This window comes from Hymenobacter oligotrophus (genome assembly GCF_003574965.1).
Taxonomy (GTDB): domain Bacteria; phylum Bacteroidota; class Bacteroidia; order Cytophagales; family Hymenobacteraceae; genus Solirubrum; species Solirubrum oligotrophum.
This window is the reverse complement of record NZ_CP032317.1, coordinates 2,047,078-2,070,661: the sequence shown is the minus strand read 5'-3', so window position 1 is coordinate 2,070,661 and position 23,584 is coordinate 2,047,078. Positions and strand designations below refer to the sequence as shown.

General features: G+C 58.9%; 20 protein-coding genes. 8 read left to right on the top strand and 12 right to left on the bottom strand.

Features of this window, described 5'->3' with window-relative positions; all coding sequences use genetic code 11:
- The first annotated feature begins 120 nt into the window (after positions 1–120).
- A complete protein-coding gene (locus D3Y59_RS08875) occupies positions 121–975 on the top strand; it encodes an FkbM family methyltransferase (protein WP_119444729.1) in 855 nt (284 codons plus the stop codon).
- A 29-nt stretch (positions 976–1,004) separates the two neighbouring features.
- Here the strand turns inward: D3Y59_RS08875 and D3Y59_RS08870 are convergent, their stop codons facing one another.
- Positions 1,005–1,940 carry a D-2-hydroxyacid dehydrogenase gene (locus tag D3Y59_RS08870; RefSeq protein WP_119446399.1) on the bottom strand — a complete coding sequence of 312 codons (936 nt, stop codon included), beginning with the start codon at positions 1,938–1,940 and terminating at the stop codon, positions 1,005–1,007.
- A 133-nt stretch (positions 1,941–2,073) separates the two neighbouring features.
- On the bottom strand, positions 2,074–2,493 hold the full coding sequence (locus tag D3Y59_RS08865; RefSeq protein ID WP_119444728.1) for an ACT domain-containing protein: 420 nt from the start codon (positions 2,491–2,493) through the stop codon (positions 2,074–2,076).
- Positions 2,494–2,732: 239 nt separating this feature from the next.
- Between D3Y59_RS08865 and D3Y59_RS08860 the strand changes: the two genes are divergently transcribed.
- The 3 genes from D3Y59_RS08860 (at position 2,733) to D3Y59_RS08850 (ending at position 6,201) form a co-directional block, all read left to right on the top strand.
- Positions 2,733–4,865: a carboxy terminal-processing peptidase gene (locus D3Y59_RS08860; RefSeq protein WP_119444727.1), complete on the top strand. Its 2,133-nt coding sequence runs from the start codon at positions 2,733–2,735 to the stop codon at positions 4,863–4,865.
- 199 nt (positions 4,866–5,064) lie between these two features.
- A complete protein-coding gene (locus D3Y59_RS08855) occupies positions 5,065–5,484 on the top strand; it encodes a TerB family tellurite resistance protein (protein ID WP_119444726.1) in 420 nt (139 codons plus the stop codon).
- A gap of 81 nt (positions 5,485–5,565) precedes the next feature.
- The gene (locus tag D3Y59_RS08850) at positions 5,566–6,201 is read left to right on the top strand and encodes a class I SAM-dependent methyltransferase (protein ID WP_119444725.1); all 636 of its coding nucleotides are present in this window, start codon (positions 5,566–5,568) and stop codon (positions 6,199–6,201) included.
- Here the strand turns inward: D3Y59_RS08850 and D3Y59_RS08845 are convergent.
- The 3 genes from D3Y59_RS08845 to D3Y59_RS08835 form a co-directional block, all read right to left on the bottom strand.
- A complete protein-coding gene (locus tag D3Y59_RS08845) occupies positions 6,198–6,842 on the bottom strand; it encodes a class I SAM-dependent methyltransferase (RefSeq protein WP_119444724.1) in 645 nt (214 codons plus the stop codon). The genes D3Y59_RS08850 and D3Y59_RS08845 overlap by 4 nt on opposite strands.
- A gap of 50 nt (positions 6,843–6,892) precedes the next feature.
- Entirely contained in the window at positions 6,893–7,903 is a 1,011-nt protein-coding gene (locus D3Y59_RS08840; protein ID WP_119444723.1) for a hypothetical protein, read from the bottom strand.
- A gap of 306 nt (positions 7,904–8,209) precedes the next feature.
- Positions 8,210–9,181: a proline iminopeptidase-family hydrolase gene (locus tag D3Y59_RS08835; protein WP_119444722.1), complete on the bottom strand. Its 972-nt coding sequence runs from the start codon at positions 9,179–9,181 to the stop codon at positions 8,210–8,212.
- Between the two features lie 146 nt (positions 9,182–9,327).
- Between D3Y59_RS08835 and D3Y59_RS08830 the strand changes: the two genes are divergently transcribed.
- Together D3Y59_RS08830 and D3Y59_RS08825 are read left to right on the top strand one after the other, a co-directional pair.
- Positions 9,328–10,887: a M28 family metallopeptidase gene (locus D3Y59_RS08830; RefSeq protein WP_119444721.1), complete on the top strand. Its 1,560-nt coding sequence runs from the start codon at positions 9,328–9,330 to the stop codon at positions 10,885–10,887.
- Positions 10,888–11,220: 333 nt separating this feature from the next.
- Positions 11,221–13,344: a T9SS type B sorting domain-containing protein gene (locus D3Y59_RS08825; protein WP_162910654.1), complete on the top strand. Its 2,124-nt coding sequence runs from the start codon at positions 11,221–11,223 to the stop codon at positions 13,342–13,344.
- Between the two features lie 128 nt (positions 13,345–13,472).
- Here the strand turns inward: D3Y59_RS08825 and D3Y59_RS08820 are convergent, their stop codons facing one another.
- The 4 genes from D3Y59_RS08820 to D3Y59_RS08805 form a co-directional block, all read right to left on the bottom strand.
- The gene (locus D3Y59_RS08820) at positions 13,473–13,931 is read right to left on the bottom strand and encodes an ankyrin repeat domain-containing protein (protein WP_119444719.1); all 459 of its coding nucleotides are present in this window, start codon (positions 13,929–13,931) and stop codon (positions 13,473–13,475) included.
- A 51-nt stretch (positions 13,932–13,982) separates the two neighbouring features.
- Complete coding sequence (locus D3Y59_RS08815; protein WP_119446398.1) at positions 13,983–14,843, bottom strand: dienelactone hydrolase family protein; 861 nt, start codon at positions 14,841–14,843, stop codon at positions 13,983–13,985.
- A 159-nt stretch (positions 14,844–15,002) separates the two neighbouring features.
- Positions 15,003–15,374, bottom strand: coding sequence for a cupin domain-containing protein (locus D3Y59_RS08810; protein WP_119444718.1), 372 nt, complete (start codon positions 15,372–15,374; stop codon positions 15,003–15,005).
- Positions 15,375–15,381: 7 nt separating this feature from the next.
- Positions 15,382–15,633, bottom strand: coding sequence for a Kazal-type serine protease inhibitor domain-containing protein (locus D3Y59_RS08805; RefSeq protein WP_119444717.1), 252 nt, complete (start codon positions 15,631–15,633; stop codon positions 15,382–15,384).
- A gap of 252 nt (positions 15,634–15,885) precedes the next feature.
- Here D3Y59_RS08805 and D3Y59_RS18800 point away from each other — a divergent pair, with 252 nt between their 5' ends.
- Positions 15,886–16,320, top strand: coding sequence for a YtxH domain-containing protein (locus D3Y59_RS18800; protein WP_119444716.1), 435 nt, complete (start codon positions 15,886–15,888; stop codon positions 16,318–16,320).
- A gap of 150 nt (positions 16,321–16,470) precedes the next feature.
- Entirely contained in the window at positions 16,471–17,181 is a 711-nt protein-coding gene (locus D3Y59_RS08795) for a YtxH domain-containing protein (protein WP_119444715.1), read from the top strand.
- 670 nt (positions 17,182–17,851) lie between these two features.
- On the opposite strand, the gene lysS is transcribed toward D3Y59_RS08795, so the two are convergent.
- From lysS to D3Y59_RS08780, 3 genes are all read right to left on the bottom strand, one after another.
- Positions 17,852–19,414, bottom strand: coding sequence for a lysine--tRNA ligase (gene lysS / locus D3Y59_RS08790; RefSeq protein WP_119444714.1), 1,563 nt, complete (start codon positions 19,412–19,414; stop codon positions 17,852–17,854).
- A 583-nt stretch (positions 19,415–19,997) separates the two neighbouring features.
- Entirely contained in the window at positions 19,998–21,047 is a 1,050-nt protein-coding gene (locus tag D3Y59_RS08785; RefSeq protein ID WP_240410581.1) for a hypothetical protein, read from the bottom strand.
- 274 nt (positions 21,048–21,321) lie between these two features.
- Positions 21,322–23,460: a carboxy terminal-processing peptidase gene (locus D3Y59_RS08780; RefSeq protein ID WP_119444713.1), complete on the bottom strand. Its 2,139-nt coding sequence runs from the start codon at positions 23,458–23,460 to the stop codon at positions 21,322–21,324.
- Between the last annotated feature and the right edge of the window lie 124 nt (positions 23,461–23,584).

The following is a 23,584-nucleotide window of genomic DNA, read 5'->3' as shown; positions in this document are numbered from 1 at the left end:
CAAAGAATAATACTTAATATATGATGTAGTGTATATTATTACGTTACTTCGTTACCTTAGGCCACTAAAGCGTTTCTAGTTTCTTTCTAGCGAACATAATCTTTCCTCATTTTAAAATCCATGAAAAAGGTCATACTAAAACTATTGATGCAGTCGATGAAGCTGATTAAATGGGATTACTATAGGTACATAGTATTGAAGCCATTATTTAAGCTTAATCATCAGAACTTACATGGATTTACTAGTTTATTTAATGATAGATTCTTTGTTTATAAAGTAAATGATAAATTTCTTCCTTCACAGGCATTGCACTGGCCAATTACATATAAAGGTTTTGAAGATTGGTGTGACTCAACTGCGCTCTACGGGTACGAGGTAAAAGAGGGTGATTTTGTACTGGATATAGGCGCGGGTATGGGTGAAGAGATACTGGTTCTTTCAAACAGAGTGGGGCAAACTGGCAAAATATATGCAATCGAAGCTAACCCCAAAGTGTATAATGTTTTGCAGACGATAGTCAAGAAAAATTGTTTAAATAACGTTGAGTTGCATAATATCGCCATTAGTTCAGCTGATGAAGATATTAGCCTGATTGATGATGCTGATTCGTACTTGGCGGGGTCAATTCAGCAAAATAATGGAAATAATGGCTATATAGTGCAAGGCAAACGAGTAGATACGTTCTTTAAAGAACGTGATATTAACAAAATTGATTTGTTGAAGTCAAATATTGAAGGAGCAGAGAGATTTGTTGTCGATTCAATTTCAAAAGACAATCTCAAGAAGATTAAAAGAGTGGCTATTTCGTGTCATGACTTTAGGTATCGAGTTGATGGCAATGAATTCTATAAAACCAAAGAATATATATCTGATTTCTTAATAAATAATGGATTTGAGATAACCTGTCAAAAATCAGGGATAGGGCATATTGATGATTACGTTTACGGAGTTAATAAATTTTATTCTCCTGTCTGATCAACTTAGACTCATCGGGGTAATATTATTTAATACCCCCGCGCCACATCCACCAAACTCTCCAGCGGCTCGCCATTTCGGAAGCGCCCTAGGTTCAGCAGAATCATATCCACCTTGCCACCATCCTCATCGGGTTGGCCGCCGGCGGAGTGCTGGGTAAGGATGACGTTGGGCATGCTCCAGAGCGGGTTGTCCACGGGCAGGGGCTCCACGGCGGTTACATCTAGCACGGCGCCGCCTAGGTGGCCAGTCTGCAAGGCGGCAATAAGGGCGGGCTCGTCGGTGGTGTTGCCGCGGCCTACGCTGGCGTACACGCTGCCGGGCTGCATGGCCGCAATTAGCTCGGCGGAATAAAAGCCTTCGGCAGTGCCGGGTAGGCAGTTGATAACTAAATCAATGTCGGGCAACACGGCTTTTAACTCTTTGGGCGAGCGGAGCTGGGCCTCGGGGCTGGTGCGGGCCAACAGCTGCGTGTGGCAGCCAAAGCCCGACAGCTGTTGCCGCACCGCCAGGCCGATGTAGCCGGCACCTAGCACAACCACGCGCTTGTGGCGCATGAGCTGCATGTTGGCGCGTACGGGCGGGCCCACCCAACGCTTTTCGGCCTGCAGCAGCGCCAGTTGCGGCAGGTTGCGGTACAGCGCCATAATGCCGGCCACTATGCTTTCGGCGCAAGGCCAGGCAAAGTAGTCGCCCATGTTGGCCACGGGCACGGGCAGCTGCAAGCCGGTGTACTGCTCGAAGCCCGACGAATCAATTTGCCAGAACTGCAGCGCGGGCGGGGGAGCATCGGCAAACCAAGCGGCCGGCGGGTTGCCCAAGATTACGTTGGCCGACTGAAAGCTGGGCAACTGCTGCTCGTCGGGTAGCTCGTTGCGGAAGAATACCTGCACGTCGGCGGGAAGCTGCGCCCGAAGGCGGGAGCGAAGCGTGTCGTCGAGCAGGGTGTAAACGTACAGGTGCATGCAGAAGCGAAATGGAGGCCGCAAGTTACGCGCCCCGGTGCAGGTGCCCGGCGGCGCTTGTGCCGCCTGCCAAATACCCTGCCGAAGCACGTCGCGCCCGGGCAGCCCTAGGTGGCCGCGGGTGCGGCGTTGCTTACGGCCGCTGCCCACCTAGGGCTGCCCCGGCCGATAGCTGCCGCAACACATCGAGGGCGCGCTCGGCATCGGCAGTGGGCACAAACAGGTGGTCGTGGTAATAAGCCGCTACCACGTTGCAGCTGATGCCGGCTTGCGTAAGCGCCGTGGCAAAAGCCGCCGTAAGGCCTACGGCCTCGAGCGCCGAATGCACAGTAAGGCTAATCCAGCGGGCCACGAAGGTGTAGGGGAGACCTAGGGCATCGGCGGCGGTTTGCGGCAGAATTACGGTGAGGCCCTCCTGCTCGCGGAACAGGCACAATACATCGTCGGGGTTGATGCCGCTGAGGCTGCGCACGGTGCAAAATACGTAGGTGCCGGGCTGCAGGGCCGGCCGGAGGGTGCGGAGCAGCTCAGCAAGGTTGGTTTGGCCGGGCATGGCAAGGTGTTGATTGTCAGCAGGCACCATGCGCACCTGGGGCCGCCGCCAAAAAGGAGTGCGTGCGCCTGGGGGCCAATACCGCGGCCGGTTGCATATTGTGCCGCCCACGCGTGCAACTCAGGTTGGCTACGCGTGTTCTTCATGGCAAAGCCCAAAGGTATGGCTTGCGCCGCGGCCCGGCCCCGAGCTGCCGCAACCCCGGGCTGCTTTCTCACGCTTTAGCTACGCTCTCAATCATGGCGTTTCGATCTTCCCTAAGTCTGTACTCGGCTTTGCTGCCGGGCTTTCTGTTTTTTATGCCTCCGGGCTCGGAGCGCCTTGCCGGCGATGTACCGCCCCAGAAAAAAGAGATTTTACTGAGCACGGTAGTGCAAGGCCTGGCCCTGGCCCACGTGCAGCCCACGCAGCTCGACGACGAACTCTCGCGGCGGGTGTACGCGCTGTACCTCAAGCGCCTCGACGGCAGCAAGAAATTTTTGCTGCAGCCCGATGTGAAGCAGCTGGAAGCCTACGAAAAGCTCATCGACAACGAAATCAAGCAAGGCAAGCACGCATTTCTCGACCTCAGCACCAAGCTCATCGATCAGCGCACCCGCGAGGCGCAGCTGCTGTACCGCGAGCTGCTGAGCACGCCCTTCGAGTTCACGGCCAACGAAACTTTCGAAACCGACTCCGATAAACTTGGCTACCCAGCCGACGAAGCCGCCCGCCGCGACATGTGGCGCCGCCTGCTGAAGTACCAAACCATGGTGCGCGTGGCCGAAATGATGGACGAGCAAGACCGGCAGCAAACGAAGTCGCTGGCCTCTACCAAAGCAGAGCCCTCCGGTGCGGTTATCTCGAAGCCGGTGCGTACGCCCGCCCAAATGGAAGCCGAAGCCCGCAAGCAAGTGCTCAAGTACTACGACGAGCGTTTCCAGGACCTGCTGCAAACCGACGAAGCCGACCGCTTGGCCGAGTTTGCCAACACCGTGGCCAACACCTTCGACCCGCACTCCGAGTACTTTGCGCCGCAGGATAAAACGAACTTCGACCTGGCCGTAACGGGCCGCCTCGAGGGCACCGGCGCGCAACTCAGCGAGCGTGATGGCCAGATTGTGGTGGCTTACATTGTGCCCGGTTCGGCCGCGTACCGCCAGGGCGAGCTGAAGGCCGGCGACGTGATTCAGCGCGTGGCCCAAGGCGCCGCCGAGCCCGTGGCCGTGGATGGCATGCGCTTCGATAAAGTGGTGGGCCTGATTCGGGGCAAGAAGGGCACCGAAGTGCGCCTGACGGTGAAAAAGCCCGACGCTACCGTGAAGGTCGTTCCGATTATCCGCGACGTGGTGGTGATTGAGGAAACCTACGCGCAATCGGCCGTTATCAACGAGGGCGGTAAGAAGTTTGGCTACATTTTGCTGCCCAGCTTCTACGCCGACTTCAACCAGAGCGGCGGCCGCAACTCGGCCGAAGACGTGAAAAAGGAGCTGCTGAAGCTGAAGGCCGAAAACGTGCAGGGCGTGGTGCTCGATTTGCGCTTCAACGGCGGCGGCTCGCTCTACGACGCCGCCGAAATGGCCGGCTTGTTTATGGAAAGCGGCCCCATGGTGCAGGTGAAGGGCCGGCAGCGCACCCCCGAAGTCGTAACCGACCCCGACCCAAAAGTGCAGTACGGCGGCCCGCTGGTGGTGCTAGTAAACCGCTACAGCGCCTCGGCCTCGGAAATTCTGGCCGGTGCCATTCAGGATTACAAGCGCGGCATTGTGCTCGGCAACACCACCTACGGCAAGGGCACGGTGCAGCGCGTGTTCGAGCTGGATAACATCATGAACCCCGAACTGGCGGCCCTCAAGCCCTTCGGCTCGCTCAAGATGACCATTCAGAAATACTACCGCGTAAACGGCGCTTCCACGCAGTTCAAGGGCGTAACGCCCGACATTGTGGTACCCGATGCCTACAGCACCCTGGCCGAAGGCGAGCAAGACACCGATTACCCGCTGCCATGGGATGAAATTGCGCCGGCCAACTACCGTCCGTGGCCGGCGGCGCCGCCCGTGGCCAAGCTGGCCGCGGCCAGCAAGCAGCGCGTAGCTTCCAACCAAGCTTTTGGCCTGCTCACCGATGCCGTGCAAAACATGGCCAAGCGCGAAAAGGTAACGCTGGCCTCGCTGAACCTCGCCACCTACCGCGCCGAGCAGAAAGCCTTGCAAGAAGCCACCGAACGTTACAAGCAAGTGCAGCAGCAAGCCCCCGTGCTGGCCGTGGCGCCCCTAGGTGCTGCCACCTCTGCGGATAGCGTGCAGAACAACCGCACCAACCGCTTTGTGCAGCCCTTGCGCAAGGATCTGACCCTGCGCGAAGCCGTGGCCGTGCTCAGCGACGAGGTGTAAGCAACCAAGCAGCGCGCCACGCCTGCCAAGCCCGGCCGTACTTGTGTGCGGCCGGGCTTGTTTCATTTGGCTGCCGGCCCCCGGCGCGAGTGCCGCCACCTAGGGCCAACCTTCGCGGTAAGGGCGCGTTGAATGAGAAGCCGCCCGGCCACGGGTGCGCACACTTCTGTTCCCTTACAACGCCTCACTTCCCAGAGCTATGCAGCATCCGAAAGAGCTTGAAGAACTGCTCGATACCCAACAAAAGAAACTGGCCTTTTTCCAGAACCTCGTGCTGGTAGCCGCCGCCGACGGCCGCCTCGACAAAGGCGAGGGCGACTTTTTGGTACAGATTGGCAACCGTTTGGGGCTCAAGCCCGACGATGTAAAACCCATTGCCGACAACCTCGGGGTGCTGAGCTTTATTGTGGCCTCCGAAGGCCTGCAGCGTACCCTCGAGCTGCAAACCCTGGTGCAGATGATGCTGCAAGACGGCGAAATCGACCCGCGCGAGTACGGCCTGTGCCTGGAGTACGCCCACCGCATCGGCTACGGCAAGGACATTCTCGACGACATGGTAACCCAACTGGCCGGCGGCGCGCCGGCTGCTACCCCGCGCAACCCGCCCACGGTAAGCTAACCCCTGTTGGCTGCGCCGCCCTAGGTGCCGCGCCGTCTTGGGTGCCTCGGCACCTAGGGCGGCGCGGCTTACTTTGCGAGCATGAACGTTCAGCAAGCCTACAACGCCTGGTCGGGCAGCTACGACACCGTCGAAAACAAAACCCGCGACTTAGAAGCCCGCGCCATTCGGGCCACGGTGCCCGGTGCGCGGGTAGCCAATGCGCTGGAGCTGGGCTGCGGCACCGGCAAAAACACCGAGTGGCTAGCCGGCGTGGCCCAGCAGCTCACCGCCGTCGATTTTTCGGCCGAGATGATGCAGCAGGCCCGGCAAAAGCTGCCGCTGCCGCACATCACGTTTCGGCAGGCCAACATTACCGAGCCCTGGCACTTCGCCGCCGATGCTGCCTTCGACCTCATCAGCTGCAGCCTCATCCTGGAGCACATTGCCGACCTAGGGCCCGTGTTTGCCGAGGCGCAGCGCGTGCTGCGGCCGGGCGGCTTGTTTTACGTGGGCGAGTTGCACCCCGTCAAGCAGTACACCGGCAGCAAAGCCCGCTTCGATACCGGCGCGGGCCAGGTATTCGAGCTGGAGTGCTACGTGCACCACGTTTCCGATTTCACCGAAGCGGCCCGCCAACACGGTTTGCGCTGCCAGCGCCTGCAAGAGTGGTTCGATGCCGACGACCGCAGCACGCCGCCGCGCATTGTATCGTTTTTGTTTGAAAAAGCGGGCTAGGCCGCGGGGGCTTTCCGGGCAACCATAATCAGGTGCACCGAGGGCGTGCCATCGGGCTTGCCGAAGTGCTTGCGCATCAGCTTCACCACGGCAAACCCGTTGCTGGCAAGCTGCTCCTGCAGGTAGGCTGCCTGGTGGTAGTACACGTAGGCCTTGTGCTGCCCGTTGCTCGAGCTTTCGAAGCCCGATTGGGCATAGTCGCCCTCGATGGCGCTGAGGTACAGCACGCCCACGTCGGTCAGGCGGGCGGCGCAGTCGCGTAGCAGCTTGGCGCAATCGGCTTGCGAGAGGTAGGGCAGGCAAAAGCCGCACACAATGCCCTCGTATTGCTCGGTTAATTGGTCGAGCGCGCGGCAATCGAGCACTTGGCAGCTGGCCGCGGGGTTGTTTTGCCGAGCCAATTGTACCATGGCCGGCGCCACATCGGTAGCGGTAATGCGGTAGTCGGGCCGCTGGGCCAGCAGGTAGCGCGTAATGTTGCCGGGGCCGCAACCCAGTTCCAGAATGCGCGCGTGGGGCTGGGGCAGCAGGGCGCAAAACGCATCGTAGGAGTCGTTGTACAAATCAAGCTCCATGTACCGATCCTGGTATGCCTGCGCCATCTTATCGAAGGCATCGAAGGTTAAGGCGTACTGATCCATGCGGCGCGTGTGTTACCTGTTGCGTGTCAGTTGTTACCTCTCGGCACCTCCTAGGGCCGGAGGTACAGCAGCGTCGATTGGTTGGAGGGGCCGTACTTATCGTTCATCAGGAAATAGCCGCCCCGGTAGGCCGCTATGCCTTCCCAGTTGTAGGTCATGTATTCGGCGGGCAGCTCGAACAGGGGTTTCCAGGTAAGTCGTTTGCGCTTGTACTGCAGCGTAATCAGGCGGCAGTAGTTTTTGTACGCGCTGCCTTGCTGTACCAGGCGGGCGTTGGCATCGGTGGGGGCGGGGCGGTACACGCGGTCGTCGTCGCCGTTGTAGAAGTAGTTGATGGCCGCAAACCGGTTGCGCCCTAGGGGTACCATGTCGGTTGTGCGGAAGGGCAGCCGCGCCACGGGCACGTAGCGGGGCACGTCGGCCGCAGCGGTGGCTTCGGGCAGCTCAAAAGCATAGTTGTCGTGCCCGAAGTAGTTGTATTCGAAGAGCAGCAGCAGGTTTTGCTTGTAAGTCGCCAACGCCTCGAAGCCGGCATTGTGAATGTGCGTGTTGTTGGTAAGCGCTGGCTTGGCCACGGGCACCAAGTAGCGGGCATCGATGCTGATGGTGGCCGCGGCGTCATCAACTTGCCCTTTAATGAGGTAGCAGTAGGCCGAGGGCGTGGTGGTTTCGATGGTGAAATACGCCACGTTGCCCAGCGTCGTCATGGCCTCCAGGCCTTCGTACACTTGGCAGGCGCTGTCGATCCGCGCCCGTATGGTTTCGAGGTTGCGGATGGTGTATTTGCGGTACGCTAGCTCCTGCGTTTTCTGCTCTTTTTGGTTCGTGATGCTCCCTAGGTCGAGGGCGTACACCTTGGCCTCGGCACCTTCTTGCAAGCGGCTTTCGGCCAGTAGCAGCAGCTGGTTGCCCCGCACATGCAGCCCCGAAAACTGGTTGTTGCGGTCCGCTATTTCTTTAGGCAACGCTATTTTCTGAATGCTTGCGGGTGCTTTTTGGGCGTGCGTGAACACCGCTTGCTGCAGAAGGATGAGCGAAACAAAAAGTTTGAGGTGCCGCATGTCGCTTAATTAGATCAAAAGGCAGAAGCATTAGGCAATACAGCAATTGCCCCTTGCACGGCATGCTTCACATCCGGCGCCTGCTTGTCGGAGCAACTCCCGCTTTCGTTGCAGTAAACCGAGCCCGTTGTGTCGCGCCTCATAACGGTCATGTCGAGCGGAGCACGCGAGATGTCTCTACGGGGCTCGTCATGACGGGCACGCGAAGCAGTTGAGTTGGAGCCGCACGTGCGCGAACGGGTACTGCTTGAGTCGGCATCCTAGGTTGCGGGTGCTGCTAGCGCACCTAGGGCCAGGCCGTACGGGCTAGCCTTTGCGCTCGGTTTTGCGCAAGAACTTAATCAGGGCCGGGAAGTAGTGCTTGGGGTCGTCCCACATGGCGTAGTGCGAGCCTTCGGGGCAAATGTAGCGCTGGCTGTTGGGGATGCGCCGCTGCATAAACTCGATGTCGGCCACCGGCACAAAGTCGTGTTTCGAGCCGATGACAAGCGTAGGCGGCTTGATGCTGGCCAGCCGCTGGCTGAAATCCCAGGCCAGCATGTAGGGCATAAAGTAGCCGGCATAGGTGCGGGTGATGTGCGCTTGGCTGCGCGTAAACGTGGGCGGCTCCTGCGGCAAGCGCATCATGTGCAGGCTCCGAAACTCCTTGGTTACGGCCGGGGTGATGTACGGCGAAAGCGCCACGAGGCCCATCGTATCGAGGCCGGCTATGGTTTTGCCCTCTTTGGCCGCGTTGCGCCGAATAATGTCGGCGTACTGGCTATAGCGGTGTTTGTTGAATACCGTGGCCTTGTAGCCGATGTTGGAGGTAATCAGGCCTTTGAGGTGCTGCGGGTATTTGCTGGCGTACTCAAGGGCCAGCATGCCGCCCCACGAGTGCCCCAGCAGGTAAAAGCTTTCCAGACCTAGGGCTTGGCGTACTTGCTCTACTTCTTCCACAAAGCGGGCAATTTGCCACACGTCTTTGTCCGGGGTTTTGTCGGAGTGGTACGAGTTGAGCTGGTCGTAGTAGTACAGCTCTACCCCTTCGTTGGCCAAGTGCTCCGGAAAATTCTCGAAGTACTCGTGGGTGTTGCCGGGGCCGCCGTGCAGCACCAGCAGCTTAATCTTGCCTTGGCCCACGCGCTGCGTCCAAACTTTGTACTTGCCATCAATGGTAACCATTTGCACGCCCGGGGCGCGCATTTTGGCGGCGTAGCTGCTATCGGCAACGGGGGCTTGCGCCCGGGCAAAGGGCAGGGCAAGCAGCAGCAGGAGCAGGGTTAGGCAGTGCTTCAAAATACAGTACTAAGGATGCTGGGCACGAATGAAAAACCGAGGAAAGATAGGCAGCCAACGGGGCTAAGCAACGGATAGCTGGAAACCTCGTCGATATCCTGTTTCTTTAGCCCGTCTCCTCTCAACCTTCACTCACACTGTTACTGATGCAAAAACTCGTGTACCTGGCCGTTGCCTACGGCCTCAGCACGGCCGCGCCGGCGCTGGCCCAGCAAGCCGAAAAGGTCGATCAGGCTATGATTGCCAAAATCAAGGACGAAGGCCTGAACCGCTCGCAGGTGATGAAAACCGCCTTTTACCTCACCGACGTGTGCGGCCCGCGCCTAGCCAACTCCGAAGGCCTGAAGCGCGCCAACGAGTGGACGCAAAAGCAGATGGCCCAATGGGGCCTCGTGAACGCGAAGGTGGAGCCTTGGGGCGACTTCGGCCGCGGCTGGGACATTGAGAAATCGTACGTGGCCATGACGGCGCCGTACTACCACAACATGATTGGCGCGCCCAAAGCCTGGACGCCCGGTACCAACGGCGCCATCAAAAAGCAGATTGTGCTGGTGAAGGCCACCACCGAAGCCGACCTCGACAAGTACAAAGGCCAGCTGCGCGATAAAATTGTGCTGACGGAAGTAGCCTCGGAGCCGAAAACCACCTTCGCCGCCGACGCCAAGCGCTACACCGACGAGGAGCTGCAGAAAATGGCCGCTCCGGCCGAAGCCCGCCCCGCCCGCCAAAACAACGACGAGGCCATGGCCGCTTACCGCGCCCGCCTGGCGCTGCGCACCAAAATGGCCGAGCTGTTTATGCAAGAAGGTGCCGCTGCCGTACTCAGCACCCGCGGCGGTTCGCACGGCACGTTCTTCACCTCCAACGGGGCGCCCTACGCCGCCGATGCCAAGCCCGTGCTGCCCGAAATCGAGATGTCGCCCGAAGACCAGCTGCGCCTGATTCGCCTGGTGGAAGCGGGCATTGCGGTGGAGGTGGAAATGGACACCAAAACCAAGTTTCAGACCCAGGATTTGAAGGGCTACAACGTGGTGGCTGAAATACCCGGCACCGACAAAAAGCTCAAGAACGAAGTGGTAATGCTCGGCGCCCACATCGACTCGTGGCACGCTGCTACCGGCGCTACCGACAACGCCGCTGGCTGCGCCGTGATGATGGAAGCCGTACGCATCCTGAAAGCCGTGGGCGCCAAGCCGCGTCGTACCATCCGCATTGCGCTGTGGGGCGAAGAGGAGCAGGGCCTGCACGGCTCGCGCAACTACGTGAAAAACAACTTCGGCGACCCCGCTACCATGAAACTGCTGCCCGCCCACGAAAAGCTGGCCGGCTACTTCAACCTCGATAACGGCTCGGGCAAAATCCGCGGCATCTACGCGCAAGGCAACGAGGGGGTGCAGCCCATTTTTGCCGAGTGGCTGAAGCCCTTCGCCGACATGGGCGCTACCACCGTTACGCCCCGCAACACCGGCGGCACCGACCACCTCGCCTTCGATGCCGTGGGCCTGCCCGGCTTCCAGTTTATTCAGGACGGCCTCGACTACAACACCCGCACCCACCACACCAACCAGGACACCTACGAGCGCCTGCAACCCGACGACCTGAAGCAGGCCTCAATAATCGTGGCCACGTTTGTGTACAACACCGCCATGCGCGACCAAAAGCTGCCGCGCAAAGCCCTGCCGCAAGCTCCCCAGCCCAAGTCGTAGGGCAACCACCTAGGGCTACCCCCGCAAAGCCCCGCTCCCTGCCGCGAGCGGGGCTTTGCAGTACCTAGGGCCCGCTACGGCACCGCATCACATATTGATGTGGTGCGTTCGGCGGCTTGGTTGCGGCCGCGTATTTTGGGCCCGGGCATAGTGTTCAGCAATGGTTTTGCCCGCCGCCGCGCGGCTTTGGTGGCGCCCGTGCCCAGCCCTTGCCAGGTGCCTAGGTCCGAAATGGCGCTGGAAAGGCCGGCAGCCCCGTGCTGGCCAAAACCCGCAAGGCATGCCCGGCGCCCGCGCAGCTTTATTTCCTATTCCTGCCTACCCAAGTATCGTATGCAAGTAGCGTTACCAACCGAGTTATTGCGTAGCCGCGCCAGGCGGCACTATTGGCGGGTACTGTTTGGGCTGTTGCTGTGTTGGCCGTGGCTGGCCAGCGCCCAACGCGGCCCCGATAATTACTGGTTTTTTGGGCAGCAAGCGGGCATCGGTTTCACGGGCGGCGGGCCCAGCTCCATCCGCTCCAGCGTAATGGCGGCTTCTGAAAACTGCGCCATCGTGTCCGACTCAACAGGAGCCTTGTTGTTTTACACCGATGGCCGCAGCGTCTGGAACGCGCGCCACCAGCCCATGCTCAACGGGCAGCGCCTGCTGGGCAACCCCTCGGCCACGCAGGGCGCACTAATTGTTCAGCATCCGGGCCGGGCTAAGCAGTATTTTCTGTTCACCATCGGCGAAGAACCGGGTGCCGTGGGGCCCTACTACTACCTCGTGGATATGGCCCAGCAAAACGGCCTGGGCGCCGTAAGCCGCAACGTGATGGCGCAACTGCCCACCGCCCCCATGACGGAGCGCCTCACGGGTATTTTGCACGCCGACGGCCGCGACACCTGGGTGGTAACGCACGGGCTGCTGAACTCCCGGTTTTACGCCTCGTTGGTGTCGCCGGCGGGCGTAAGCGCACCCATTATCAGCAGCATTGGCCCCGTTGATAGCAGCCGAGCCGGCTACCTGCAAGAGGCAAGCTACATGGTGGCCAACAAGCAGGGTACCAAAATCGCCGCCGCCATCAACGGCCACATTTGCTTGTTCGATTTCGACAAGGCTACCGGGCAGGTAACCGGCGTAACGCAGCTGCCCATGCTAATTCCGAAAAAGCCCACCTACGGCCTGGCTTTTTCGCCCGATGGCTCGCGGCTCTACGTGTCGATGTTTCCGAACATGCCGCGCACGCCGCTGCAGGTGGTAGCGCTGTTTCAGCTGGATGTGTCGTTGCCTACGGCAGCTGAAATTTATGCCTCGGCCCAACGCATTCCCATGTCGACGCGCCGCCCCGGCGCCCTGCTGCCCGGGCCCGACGGCCGGGTGTACGTCGCGTTTTTCGATAGCCCTTGGTTAGGTGTCATTCAGAACCCCAATGCCAGGGGAGCGTTGGCGTGTGCATTAGAGATTAACGGGGTGTCGTTGGCCTCGCGCAAAAGCACCCGCAGCTTGCCCAACTTCCCCAACGCCTTTCCTCGTTCGCCCTACCTTACCTTCAACAACGGCCCGTTTTGCATTGGCAACACCGCAAACTTTGCGGCCAGCCTTACGCCGGCATTGGGCATTGCATCGGCCACTTGGGATTTTGGGGAGCCGGCTTCGGGCGCTGGCAACACCGCCACGGGTACCACCGTCAGCCACACGTACCGGGCCTTGGGCACTTATAAGGTAACCTTGGAGGTGGTGCTGACAACAGGCGCGAAGTACACCAGCACGCAACTGGTGGCGGTAACGGCGCCGCCCACCGCGCAGCTCGGGCCCGATAAACTGGTATGCCCCGGGCAGCCAATTACGCTTAGCCCCGGCGCCCAACCCGACCGCACCAGTTATTTGTGGCAGGATGGCTCGTCGCAGCCCACTTTTACGGCCAGCCAAAGCGGCAAGTATTGGGTGCAGGTTACCTCGCCGCAGGGCTGCGTCAGCTCCGATACTGTCCGTGTGGGTTACCAAGCCACGCCCACCATTTCCCTAGGTCGCGACACTACTATTTGCCTGGACAGGGGCTTGGTGTTGCAGCCCGGGCCGCAGCGCGCGGGTGCCACCTACCGCTGGCAGGATGGCTCGACCAACGCCGCCTACGAAGTACTGAACCCCGGAAAGTATACCGTTGAGGTAACCGTGGATGGTTGCGTGAGCACCGGCGAAATAGAAGTGACCGATGCCCGATGCCCCGTTGACATGCCCAACGTGATTACGCCCAACAACGACGACAAGAACGAAACGTTCGTGGTGCGCGGCATCAACGCCAAAGCCTTCGGCATCCGCATTTTTAACCGCTGGGGGCGGGAGGTTTTCCGGCAAATCAGCTACGACAACAGCTGGCGCGCCGAGGGGCAACCCAACGGAGTGTATTACTACCTCTTGGATAACCCCGTAACCAAGCAGCAGTACAAAGGCAACATCGAAGTGATGCGCTGATAACGGAAAGCTGCCGCGCAAAGCTCTGCCGCAAGATCCCCAGCCGAAGTCGTAATTTGCTTACCTAGAAAATAAGAAAACGCCCCGCTGGTGCTTACCCAGCGGGGCGTTTTTGCTTAACGCCAAAGCTACTTGGCGCCAAGCGATTCTAAATAACTTACGACCTCCTTATGCTTCCGGTCCTTTGCTGCTTTGAGGGGGGTGTTGCCTAATCCGTCGTCTGCATCTGGCTTGGCCCCATTATCGATTAGCAGCTTGGGCAGGGGTAAGTTGCCGTGGTGTGCAGCCCACATCAATGGGGTCATTTTGAAACCATCTGTAGCGTTGACATCAGCGCCGCGTTTGATCAACAAGACGGCTACGTCAGTGTAATTCTGCATGGTCGCTTGCATTAGCACGTTGATATAAAATGCGCTGTTCATTTTGAAGGTATAATTTACGTCGGCACCTTCATCGACCAGCTTATTGACCTTCGCCGGTTGATTTTTCAGCACAGCTTCGTATAGCTTTCGATCAAGAGACTGAGCGGTAGCGGTGGTAAAAAACCAGAATAGCGTGGCTGTGAGCAGTGTCAAAAGAAAGCGCATAAAAGGCAAAAAGTGGCTGTGTATTGTTTGATGATGTAATCGTAGAACTGCCTACCCCAATTGCTCTTTAAACAGCCGCAACGTACGCTCCCAAGCCTGCTTAGCGGCAGCCTCGTTGTAGCGTGCCGGCGAAGAATCGTTGTTGAAAGCGTGCTGGGCGCCTTCGTACACGTACTGCTCATATTTTACGCCAGCGGCTTTCAGGGCTTGCTCCCAAGTGGCCATGCCGGCATTCACGCGCTCGTCCTGGCCGGCGTAGTGCATCATCAGGCGAGCTTTGATGTTGGCGGCGGCAGCGGCGTCGGGCTGGCGGCCGTAGTAGGCCACGGCGGCGTTCAGCTTGGGGTCGTTGGCGGCTAGTTGGTTGGCCATGGCGCCGCCCCAGCAAAAGCCCACGCAGCCGGTGCGGCCGTTGCTATCGGGGCGGGAGCGGAGGTACTCCAGGCCGCGCAGGTAGTTGCCTAGGTTCTGCTGCGCATCGAGCTTTCCTATTAGTTCGCGGCCCTTTTCCTCGTCGGTAGGCGTGCCCCCAAACGGCGACAGCGCATCGACACCTAGGGCCAGGTAGCCGGCTTTGGCCACGCGGCGCGTTACGTCTTTGATGTGCGGCGTAAGCCCGCGGTTTTCATGAATGACCACAACGGCGCCGCGCTTTTTCCGGCCTTTGGGGCGCACCAGGTAGCCCTTCATGGCGGTGCCGCCTTCGCCCGGCCAGCTTGCATCCTCGCTCACCAAGTCCTTGTCATCTTCGGGTACGGTGGCGGCTTCTGCATAGCCGGGGTCGAGCACCGAGAGGGCCGACATGGCAACGGCCATGCTGCCGGTTAGCTTTAGCAGCCGCTCCATAAACTTCTTGCGGGTGAGCGGCCGGTGCGTGTATTCGTCAAAGAGGTTGATGATGCGTTGGTCCATGGGGTAGGCAGTGTAGATGGGCTTGGCCAAAAAGTACGGAAAATAGGAGAAGCGCCTTTTGCGCGTAGCAGCTCGCCACGTAAAGCCGCCCTTAGGTAAAAAGCGCGGCGGCCCACGCAAGGAGCCGCCGCGCTTTTTACCTAGGGGGAACAGGGTACTCTATTCTGCTTCTCTGTTAACTGTAGTAGGGCTGAACGCCGGAATACAAATCGACCAGTACTCGCACTCCTCGGCAAACGGGTTGGAGTAGCGGATGCGCGCCCCGGCCTTGATGAGCAACGCCTGCCCGGCAGCCAGCTCCACCACGTCGCCGTCAATCTCGAAGCGTTTGCGGCCGCGCACCACAATGGTTATTTCGTCGAACTGGGGGGTTTGGTGCGGCTCGCTCCACTGCGGCGGCGCCACCATGTGGGCGAGGCTGTATTGGCCGGTGCCGGTGCTGGCGTAGCCCACGTGCTCTTCAATGAGTTTGCCGTCGGTGGTGGGCACCACAAAAGGGGCGGGGTTTAGTACGTAGCGTTTCTCAGACATGGAGCAATTAGTTGTTGGTGCCGGGGCATTCGCCCTTCGTGAACTTGGTTACGCCCGCGTTGGTCGCCACGCAGGCGTTGGAGTAGGTTTTGTTGTCGCAGCCGCACACGGGGTCGTACTGCATGGTGCACATGGCGTCTCGGCGAATCTTGCTTTCGTCGATGCAAGCAACTGAGGCGGAAGAAGAAGCGCTACGCTGGCAGGCACCCGAAAGTGCCGAGGCCAGCACCGCAGCGGCAAAAAGCAGGCGCGTGGGCATGGGGCAAGGGGAAGAGTAGTGGTGCCGAAAAGTACGTTGAAACCGCCACTGCCAGCCAAGTAAGCCGATTACGGACCTAGGGGGTAGGGTTGAATAATCAATTGCGCTAATATTGCAAAGAAGCTATTTTTATTAGGGCCTCCGCACAACTCATCGATTGGCCTTGCGTATAGCACGGCAAATCAGCCGATGAGCTTCGTCAGCCGATTTTCTTACCTGAACCTTTCTATCAACCCACACCCTCCTACAATCATGTCTTACAACGAAGACAACAACTCGGGCAAGATCCTGCTGGCCGTGCTGGCTGGCGCTAGCGCTGGTATCGTGGCCGGCCTGCTGATGGCCCCCGACAAAGGCAGCGCCACCCGCGGCAACTTGAAAAACTACGCCGGCAAGTACGGCGACCAGCTGAACGACACCCTCGCCAAGCTGGGCACCCAACTCGATACCTCCTTCAAAGGCCTGGCCGAAAAGCTGGAAGACCTAGGCGTAACCGGCGCCGGCGCCAGCCTGAACATGAAAGGCGACTGGAACGTGTCGAAGGGCAAGCTGAAGCAGCAGTACGCTCAGCTGACCGACGACGACCTGACCTACACCGAAGGCGCCGCCGACGACCTCGTTGGCCGTCTGCAAGACAAGCTCGGCAAGAGCAAGCGCGAAATTGTGAAGTTGCTGAACGACTTGTAAGCCAAGCGTTAGCTGCTCTGTAAAGGCCCCGCCCTCCCTAGGTGCGGGGCCTTTTTTTGCACAACTTTCCCGGCGCAACCGCGTTAGGAAGCTACCGGCCGTTGGGCCACGCACTTTGTTCTCCTCCTTAACCTAAACACCCTGCTATTTATGAAAGACAACAGCGGTAAAGTACTCCTCGCGTTGTTGGCCGGCGCCAGTGCCGGTATTGTGGCTGGTCTGCTAATGGCCCCCGACGCGGGCACTGCTACACGCGAAAGCCTGGGCAAGTCGTTGGGTAAGTTCGGCGACGACCTGAACAAACTCCTGCAAGACGGCCTCTCGCGGCTTGATGCCATGAAAGGTGGGGGAGGCGGCAACGCCGACAAGGCCGGCGCCGAAGATGCCCTTGCGGGCATGGGCGGCCAAGGTGGCAGCGGCAGCCGTTCGGGCGGTAGCTCGGGTGGTTCGGGCGGAGGCTCTTCGTCGGGCAGTGGATCTTCAGGGAGCGGCTCATCGGCAGGCGGCGGCTCGTCCGCTGGCGGCGGTTCGGGTTCGGGCAGCTCTTCGGGCAGTGGTTCTTCCGCCGGCGGCGGGTCCGCATCCGGAGGTGGCTCATCGTCCTCGTCGGGCAGCGGCAGCACAGGCAGCGCAGGCAGCACGGCTAGCTCGGCAGGCAGCGAAGCCAGCCGCAGCGGTTCCTCTACCTCGGGTAGTGGCAGCAGCGGCAGCGGTTCGGCCGGCGGCAGTGGCGGCAGCGGTTCGGCCGGCGGCAGTGGCGGCAGCGGCTCTTCCGCTACTTCGGGCGGCTCGGGTAGCTCCAGCTCTACGGGTGGCGGTGTAGCCGGCAATGCTACTGGCTCGGGCAACGCCGGGCGCTAAATTTTTTCGGCACCATCCGTAACCTTGCGGTGGGTGCTGCGTTAAAGAACTTAGAAATCGACTTTAAATAGTCTTTGATTTAGCCCCTGTAGCAAAATTGCCGACGGTAGAGCTTCTAGTCGGACTGGTTAAACATCCGCCTAGCAAAATCGTACCGATCCATCGCAAGCTTCTTCAGATTAAGCTGACTCGTTGATCTGGTTAAGTTGATTCTAAAGAAGAAGGCCTCGCATCGTTACTGGGTGCGAGGCCTTCTGATTTTAGCGGCCCTAGGTGCTCGGTTCAAAAAATAATCCGAGCAACAACAACCTTTTGATTTAGAGCCCGTTTAAACTAAAGAAATCGGTTTAAAGTGAACGTCGGATAGATGTCCGAAGTAAAATTGCCGACCGTAGAGCTTCTGCCAGGATCTGGTCAAACAACCTGCGTAGTAAAATCGTACGTGTCCATCGCAAGCTTCTTCGTTTCATACCGACCGGATTGGTAAACTGATTTTACAAAAGAAAGCCCCCCGTACGTGATAGGTACGAGGGGCTTTCGACGTTTTGTCGCCGTTTAGAACCACAGTAGCGCGGACTTTGTAGTCCGCGTCCGCAGATAGCAATTTCTAATCAACTGAGCGATAAAAATTACTATCAGCGGACGCGGACTACAAAGTCCGCGCTACGTATTACTCTACCGGCTTTTCCGATTTTTCCGTTAGGGTTTCCGCTTTCTCCGGCTTCATCTGCGGGAAGAAGAGCACGTCCTGAATCGAGTGCGAGTTGGTCATGATCATCGAGAGGCGGTCGATGCCGATACCTAGGCCAGCCGTGGGCGGCATGCCGTACTCCAAGGCGCGCAGAAAGTCCTCATCGAGCACCATGGCTTCGGTGTCGCCGCGCTTGCCCAGCTCCAGTTGGTCCTCAAAACGCTTGCGCTGGTCGATGGGGTCGTTTAGCTCCGAGAAGGCGTTGCAGATTTCTTTGCCGTTGCAGATGGCTTCGAAACGCTCTACCAAGCCCGGCTTCGAGCGGTGCTTTTTCGCCAGCGGCGACATTTCCACGGGGTAGTCGGTAATGAACGTGGGCTGAATCAGCTTGGGCTCCACGTGCTCCCCGAAAATCTCGTCGATGATCTTGGCTTTGCCCATGCTGGGATCGAGGCCCACTTTCAGGTCCTTGGCGGCGGCGCGCAGTTCGTCTTCGCTCTTGCCTTCGATGTTGAAGCCGGTGTAGTGCTCAATGGCTTCGGCCATGGTGAAGCGCTTCCAGGGGCGCTGGAAGTTGATGATGTTCTCGCCCACCTTCACCTCGGTTTGGCCGTGCAGGACCAGCGCTACGCGCTCCACCATCTCTTCCACCAAGTCCATCATCCAGTAGTAGTCTTTGTAAGCTACGTACAGCTCCATCTGGGTGAACTCGGGGTTGTGGAAGCGCGACATGCCCTCGTTGCGGAAGTCCTTCGAGAACTCGTACACGCCATCGAACCCGCCTACAATCAGACGCTTCAGGTACAACTCGTTGGCAATGCGCAGGTACAGCGTCATGTCCAAGGTGTTGTGGTGCGTTTTGAAAGGACGCGCCGCGGCCCCGCCGTACAACGGCTGCAGAATAGGGGTTTCTACCTCCAGGTAGCCTTTGTCGTTGAGGTAGTTGCGCATGGCCTGCACCAGCAGCGTACGCTTCACGAAGGCGTCGCGCACGTGCGGGTTCACCACCAAGTCAACGTAGCGCTGGCGGTAGCGCTGCTCAGGGTCGGTAAAGGCATCGTAGGTGATTTTTTCACCCGTTGCCTCGTCTACGCGCTCTTTTACTACCGGCAGCGGGCGCAGGGCTTTCGAGAGCAGCTTGAAGCTAGTAACGTGCACCGAGGTTTCGCCCACCATCGTTTTGAACACGTGGCCCTCCACGGCAATGAAGTCGCCTAGGTCGAGCAGCTTCTTGAACACGGTGTTGTACAGCTCCTTGTCCTCGCCGGGGCAAATCTCGTCGCGGTTGATGTAGAGCTGAATGCGGCCCGAGGCGTCTTGCAGTTCGGCAAACGAGGCCTTGCCCTTCACCCGCACCGACATCAGGCGGCCCGCCAGGCGCACTTCCTGAAAGTTGTTGAGCTCGGGGTGGTAGTTATCGTGAATTTCCTGGGCGTAGAAGTTCACGTCGAACAGCTCGGACGGGTACGGCTCGATGCCGAGCTTTTGGAGTTCGTCGAGTTTCTGCCGACGAATCAGCTCCTGTTCGCTGAGGTGGTGCATAGGGTAGGGGTATATCAATCGGCCACGGCCGAAAAAGTCAAGCCGCAAAGATAGACCACAGATCGAAACGGATTTTTCGGATGTAGCGGATTTTAGTGCCCGATAAGACTGTGCCAGCAGCTGTCATTGCGAGGACGAAGGACTAAGCAATCGGTCCTGGGCTGGGCACCACCGCCCACCCAGCAGCAACCGAAAATGACCTAGGGCGTCCTGTAGCGCGGACTTTGGCTACGCCGACCTTCGGTTGTAGTCCGCGTTTGCGTACATGATGTAGTTGGCGCACAACCGGGCACAACCGCTTGTTCTGGCACACACGGGCTAAAGCCCACGCTACACGACGCCCTAGGTCGGGAAATAGAGAATACCATCCGGGGGCTGCGAACTGAAATTCACGCTACATCTTGCCCTAGGTTGTTTTCGCTTGGTGCTAGGTGAGAGGTTGTGCCTTGCTCAGGACCGATGCTTCGCTTTGCTCGCAATGACAGCTTCAGGAGCGGCTGCATTAACCGCAAACAAAAAGCGCCGGCCCAAGGGGCCAGCGCTTACGTGTATATGCAGTGGTGTACTTAATGAAGAGCGGAGGTTAGGCAGCAATGCCCATCTGCGGATCGGTTTCGGTGAAGTTCGGCTCGACGCGGGTGCGTAGGCGCTCCTCCACAAAGCCGTGCTGCAGGTGCTTCGGCAGGTTGGCCACCAGCTCGCGGTAGCGCTCCACACCTAGGGCTTTGGCCACGTAGGTTTCATGAACGCCGTTGAGGTAGCTCACGATGTCGAGCAGCGAGTGGTGGAACAAGGCGAAGTCGATGTCGGACTCAATGTAGCGCTCAATCTCGCGGCTGGTCTGCGAAATGCGCAGGCGGCCCAGCAAGTCGAAGATGGTGGTGTAACCCAGGCGCCAGGTAATCTGCTGCCAGTGCTGGGCGTTCCACTTCTCGAGCGGCTGCCCGGTCTTCTGGCTACGAATAGCCGTGGTGGGGTTGCCCTGCACCTGCTGACGCACGGCTACTGCCTTCTGCTTGCGGGTAGTGCGCAGGAACTGACCAATCTGAGCCTGTGCGTCGATGGCCTTGCTGGCAATCTGCAGCCCGGCCTTGTAGCCAGCCAGCGGCAAGCGGTGGATGCTGAAGTCGCCGTACGAGCCGGCAGCGTAGAACGACACCGGACGCGGATAGGCATTGCGCACTACCAGGCGGCCCACCTCGCGGCGAATCAGCGACGGATTATTAGTGCGCACGCCGGCCGTGTGCAAGAAGGCCTGCAAGCCCGCCATCACGGCGTGGTAGGCCTGCGGGAACGTCCAGTGCAGGGCGTTGCGCAGGTAGTCCTCGTCGCCTAGGTCGGCGGTAGCACGCAGAGCGTACTCGGTGCTCCAGCAGCTGTGCAGGTACTTCTCCACCTGAGCGCGGTCGGCGTCGGTAAGCTCGGCCTGGTGTGCCCGGAAGAAAGGAAGGTGCTGCAAGCCCCCCGTCGCGTCATCGGCCTCGCGGATGTGGTAGCTGAGCGCGAAGAAGTAGTTCAAGAACACCTGAGCCGGGATGGACTTGCGCCATGCCTCATCGTGCTGGGGCTGGGCCTCGTCGGCAACCGGTAGGTGCAGGATGTTATCGTTCAGTTGTTCGTTGTTCGTCATCATATCAGCACAACGCAGTAGCTGCCGATTGAGTGCCAAAATGCTAAAAAAATTGGGTGTTTATAATGTAAATATTAGTACTGATAATCAGTGTGTTATGAGATGATAAGATAAATATTTTGGGGACAAAAATAGGCGCTGATAATCAGCCTGTTCCAAGTGATTTAGCGCCGAAAACACCGGCAACTACCGGCCGCCGATGGACACAAAAAAGCCCCCGTGCCACTGGCACGGGGGCTTTGGTATTAGGCCGCCTAGGTAGGCTGTGCCAAAAAACCTAGCGGCGGGTAACCTGGGGCGCGTCAATCTGATCTTTCACCACGGCCACGGCCTCGCGCAGGTTGATGTCCTTCACTAAGTTTTTCGACAAGCGACGGGCGCGGTTTTGCTTTACCGTATCGGATTGCACGGCGCGCAGATCGGTGGCAAGCGGGGCAATGGCCAGCGGCTGGGCGGCCTTCTGCAATTCCTCGTAGCGCTTCGACTCGGCCTTGGCCTGCTCTTGCTCGGCACGGTAAGCCGTTAGCTTCAGCGATACGCTGGTGTCGTCTTTGCGCTTGCGCATGCGCTCCACAATTTCCTGCACCAGCTTAAAGCTCGGGCTGTTGGCCACGCGGGTATTCGAGGCGGCTTTCAGTTTATCCAGAGCCGGTTGCTGCGGCCACGTGCGGTAGCGGGCCGGGCTGATTTCGTCCCACTTCAGCGGGTACTCGGAATCTTTCTCGCCTTGGTCGAGGTAGCTGTACGCGTCGGGCAACACGATGTCGGGTACCACGCCTTTAAACTGCGTAGAGCCGCCGTTGATGCGGTAGAACTTTTGGGTGGTCAGCTTCAGCGAGCCAAACGGCTTAATGGCGTTAAACTCAGCCGGCAGCGCGTCGTCTAGGTTGAAAATGCGCTGAACGGTGCCTTTGCCGTAGGTGCTCGTCGAGCCCATTACCACGCCGCGCTTGTAGTCCTGAATGGCGGCGGCCAGAATTTCCGATGCCGAAGCGCTGTACTTGTTTACCATTACCACCAGCGGGCCGTTGTACTGCACGCGCGGGTCGCGGTCGTTCAGCACCTGCGCCGAGCCTTGGCCCGAACGCACCTGCACCACAGGGCCGCTGTCGATGAACAGGCCAGCCATTTCAACAGCATCGGTAAGCGAACCGCCACCGTTGCTGCGCAGGTCGAACACGATGCCTTGCACGCCTTCGGTTTTCAACTTTTCAATCTCCTTCTTCACGTCTTCGGCCGAGCTGCGCCCGCCTTGTTCGTCGTTGAAGTTGGCGTAGAAAGTAGGCAGGCGCAGGTAGCCAATCTTCTTGCCGTTCTCGTTGATTACGGCCGATTGCGCATAGGTTTCTTCCACAATTACCACGTCGCGCACAATCGGAATAACCTGCGTGCTGCCGTCGGGCTTTTTCACCGTCAGGCGTACTTCGGTGCCTTTGGCGCCGCGGATGTAGGTAATGGCTTTGTCGAGGCGCATGCCTTCAACCGATATCGGCTCGGCTGCGCCCTGCGCCACGCGCTGGATAATGTCGCCGGCTTTCAGTTGGCCTTGGCGGTACGAGGCAGAACCCGGAATGATGTCGGCTACTTTAATCTGGCCGTCTTTCTCCTGCAGCGTCGCGCCGATGCCTTCGAAACGGCCCGTCATGGCAATGTCAAACGACTCCTTGTCTTTCGGAGCAAAGTACTCGGTGTGCGGGTCGTAGGTGTTGGCAATGGTATTGGCCCACAACGCCAACCGGTCGTTGTCGTCGTTCTGCATCAAGTCGTTAAACTGCTCGTCGAAGTACTTCAGCACGCGCTTGCGGGCTTCGGCCTCCATCTCCGTGGCCGATAAGGCCGGGGCAGTAGCTTTTTTGGGGTCGCGCTTGGCTTGCTCGTCCTGAATTTCTACCAAACGCGTCATGGTCAGGTATTTCAGGTAGCGGCGCCACTCGTCGCGCTGGGCATTTTTATCGGCCGGGTACTGCGCTTTCTCGAAGTCCGTCTGAAAGGATTCCTCCGTTGCGAAGTCCATGGGCTTGCTCAGCAGCTCGCGGTACAACGCCTGGGCCTCTTTGGTACGCTGGTCAACCAAACGGGTAGCTAGGTCGAGGAACTCGTGCGAGCCGCGCTTAACCTGGTCGTCGATGTCGGTTTGGAACTTACGCAGCTGGGCTACGTCCGACTGCAGCAAGAACTTCTTGGAGTAGTCGATGCGCTTGAGGTACAGGTCGAATACGCGGCGCGAGAAATTGTCGTCGATTTGCTCGGGCTGGTAGTGGGCCTGGCTTAGTCCCTGCAGCATCGCCTTAATCAGAACTTCTTCTTTTTGCGGGATGCGGGCGTCGTTGCCCCGGTATAGCTTGTACGAAGCCAGCACGAACACAGCAGCAACCACTGCGGCGTACAGGCCTATTTTCAGGCGAAGAAATGACATGGGCAAAAGCGCGAAAAAAGTGGTCTTAAATGTACGTAAAGCCGCACCGAATGGTATGGCGAAAACCGCGCCCATTCTGCATTGCTAACGAGGCCAGCTACACAATAGTGCCAAATACGGCCCT